The sequence below is a fragment of the Bacillus sp. JJ1474 genome (genome assembly GCF_036965225.1).
In the GTDB taxonomy this organism is placed as follows: Bacteria; Bacillota; Bacilli; order Bacillales; family Cytobacillaceae; genus Cytobacillus.
Genome location: NZ_JBALPC010000259.1, coordinates 1 through 3,502 on the forward strand (window position 1 = coordinate 1; position 3,502 = coordinate 3,502).

Here is a 3,502-nt window from a genome sequence, read left to right on the forward strand (position 1 = left end):
CTTCTATTAATCTATAATTAAATATGAATGAACTTAATAGGAGGGAATTTAAATATGAAGAAAAAGTTAATTGTTCCTGTAGCCCTGTCGTCAGCGTTATTAATGGGCTCAATTCCAGTAAGCAGCGTTTTTGCTCTGCAAGTGAATTCGAATGCATATAGTAGTGTACAAGCTTCTAAGGAGTGGAATGAGAAGGCTAGTGTCCCTGTATTTGTGAAGGAACGGTTTTCGGAAAAATTTTCATCAAGTGATCCATCCAATGCATTAAATTATTTGAAAAAAAATGAAGCTAAAACGGGAATTAAAAACCCAGATAAAAACCTAAAAGTCAAAGGTGTACAAAAAGATGAACTTGGCATGACCCATGTTCGCTTTCAACAGTCAGTAAATGAAGTTAACATAGAAGGATCCGAACTTATTGTTCACTTCAATGAGAATAATGAGGTAGTTTCCGTTAACGGAAGGATTTATCAGAATATTGCTGATGATGAAGTGAGCACGACTGCCGCTTATAGCAGTGATGCTGCAACCAAAGTGGCATTATCCTCTGTTAATGCTCCTGAAGAATTGTCCTATGAGCCAACTACTGATCTAGTAATCTATCCTTTTGAAGGAGAAAATTACACAGCTTACAAAGTGAATGTAAACTTCATGGGAGATGAACCTGGGAACTGGTTTGTATTTGTGGATACAAACACAGGAAAGGTTATCGATAAGTATAATGGCTTAATGGATGCCAATGAAATGAAAACACAAAAGGGCTTTGGATTAGGTGTACATGGTAATCACAGGGAAATTCATATTTCTCAAGTGAGGGAGCCAGGTTCAGGAACGAAGTTTGCGTTAGCCGATTACGCTCATGAGAATCTTGAAGGAATTTTTACGTATGATGCTAAAAATGATAATAGTTCTAGCAATGATACCCTGTATATTGGGAATTCCGCTGCATTTATCGATGACTATGATCGGGCAGCTGTCGATGCACACTATAATTCCGAAAAGGTATATGAGTATTTTCTAAATGAACATGGCCGTAATTCCTTGGATGGGAAAGGAATGGCAATCATTTCAAGGGTTCACTATGGCAACAATTACAACAATGCATCCTGGAACGGGCGCTGGATGACCTATGGGGATGGGGACGGTGAGTTCTTTATTTCACTTTCAGCGGGTCTTGACGTGGCTGCCCACGAAATGACTCATGGTGTCATCACTCATTCGGCGAATTTAGTCTACCGCCATCAGCCTGGAGCATTAAACGAATCCTTCGCTGACATCTTTGGTGCACTAGTTGATGATGATGATTGGGAAATCGGCGAGGATATTATGGCACCGGCTGCTAAGGCTGACGGAGTAACGAGATTGCGCAGCTTAAGTGATCCAAACAGTGTAGTTGTCAGTAATCCGCAGAGAGCCGCGTATGGCAGCGGAGTCTATCCGGCTCATATGGATGAATATTATCACATGCCTACTAATGTAGATAATGGCGGAGTTCACGTTAACTCTTCCATTCCAAATCATGCTGCCTACTTGATTGGCCAGGATATTGGAAAGAAAAAATTAGGGCAAATATACTATCGTGCATTAACTGTATATTTAACTCCAAATTCAGAATTTAGCGATGCACGTCAGGCCATTTCTCAGTCTGCGATTGATATTTATGGTGAAGGCAGCGTGGAATTGGCAGCAGTTCATTCTGGGTTTGATGCTGTGGGAATATACTAAGTATACTAATTTCAAAAAGGCTAGGAACATTATCCTAGCCTTTTATGTCTTGCTAATATAACCCTGCACCTGATTACATCAAAACGATTAATATTTTTCTTTAAAGATTTTTCAATTATATGGCCCTTTTATAATAAAGACGCGTTCCTAAATAAACGCGCCCGATTGTGGAAGATAGCTTATGCTGAATTATGGAAGGAAATTCTTCTAAATAAGAGAATATTTATTTAATATCATTCTTTTTCTAATAAATAAAACAACAAACACCATAAATAGTAATGTCAACACTACATAAGTCAAATTTGAATATATATCCATATAACCCACAATTGTTTCCCATGATCCTCCAACTGCAGTTCCTATTTTAATGAGAACAACATTCAAAATTAAGTTCCTAATGTTAATACTAGAAATGTTCTAAAATTCAAATTTGCTTTTTTACAGGCATTCATTATCATTATCAAATGTTTCAATCCTGTAATAAATATTAAAAAAGAGCACATACTGTTTCTTTTTCATAGGATTAACTTTATAATGCGCACTAGATGATTTTTTTAGGGAAAATTATACTTCTAGCTTAAGGAAGGAGATCGATTATGAAAAAAATGATGTTTACATTAATAACCGGTCTAATGGCAGTTGTTTTAGTGGCATGCGGAGGAAATGAAGAAAGTACAGAAGCTAAAAATGATGATAAAGCAAAAACAGTGGAAACCGATCAGCAGAAGGAACAGCAAAAGCTAATGAAAGAAATGCAAAAGAAATTAGAAGCACAGCAAATAGATGAAAAGAAAACTGTTGCCATAGTGAATGATAAAGAAATTTTAGGAAGCGAGTATAATACCGCTTTAGCATCTATACAAGGACAAATGCAGCAAATGGGACAAGATCCGACTTCTAAAGAAGCTGCAGAGCAAGCGAAAAACCAAACAATTGACAGCTTAGTCGGACAAACTCTTCTTCTTCAAGAGGTAGATAAAAAAAGCTATAAAGTTTCAGAGGCAGATATTAATAAGCAGCTGGACGAAATAAAAAAACAGTTTAAAACAGAAAAAGAATTCGAAGCCGCTCTTAAAAAATCCGGCATGGATATGAAAACACTTGAAACTCAAATAGCTGACGGTATTAAACTTAAACAGTACATTGAGAAAGAAGTGCCAGCTGGTGAAATAACCGATGAAGAAATTCAAAAAACGTTTGATCAATATGCGGAACAAGGAAAGAGTACTGGACAAGAAGTTCCAAAGCTTGAAGAAGTAAAACCACAAATCGAACAATCTCTTCAACAGCAAAAACAGCAAGAAAAACTCGCTCAGCAGGTTGAAGAGCTAAAGAAAAATGCGAAGATTGATATTAAGATTTAAGATGTTACACACATAATGAACAGCTCAAGGGGCTGTTGACAAATGCCCCTTCAAACGAAAAAGAAGATGGATCCCTACAAAATGTAGTGTTCATCTTCTTTTTTATCCACTATATTCTGTGTCTATAAATGAGGCTTTTTAGTTTGATCAACAGCCCAATCTTTTTTCAAAATAGATTCCTCTTTTGTGCTGTAGAATATGGGATTGTTAATGATTTTTTGATTAAACTTTATTTTAAAGCTACAGTTATCTATCTGGTGTTTACTCATTCATTATTCCATAAAAAAGGGGCTTACCTTGTTTCCTTAAAGCTCCCGATTGCGGAAGATTTCTTTTACCGACTAAACCATGTCTTTTAAAAAACTTGATATAATAATTGTTAATGAAATATTTAAATAGGAGTATACCTATGG

Annotated in this window: 2 protein-coding genes; both read left to right on the top strand. The window is 36.2% G+C overall.

The window, feature by feature from the left end; genetic code table 11:
- Positions 1-54 precede the first annotated feature (54 nt).
- Complete coding sequence (locus V7164_RS23875; RefSeq protein ID WP_335355443.1) at positions 55-1,725, top strand: M4 family metallopeptidase; 1,671 nt, start codon at positions 55-57, stop codon at positions 1,723-1,725.
- A 596-nt stretch (positions 1,726-2,321) separates the two neighbouring features.
- Positions 2,322-3,089, top strand: coding sequence for a SurA N-terminal domain-containing protein (locus V7164_RS23880; protein WP_335344886.1), 768 nt, complete (start codon positions 2,322-2,324; stop codon positions 3,087-3,089).
- Positions 3,090-3,502 lie beyond the last annotated feature (413 nt).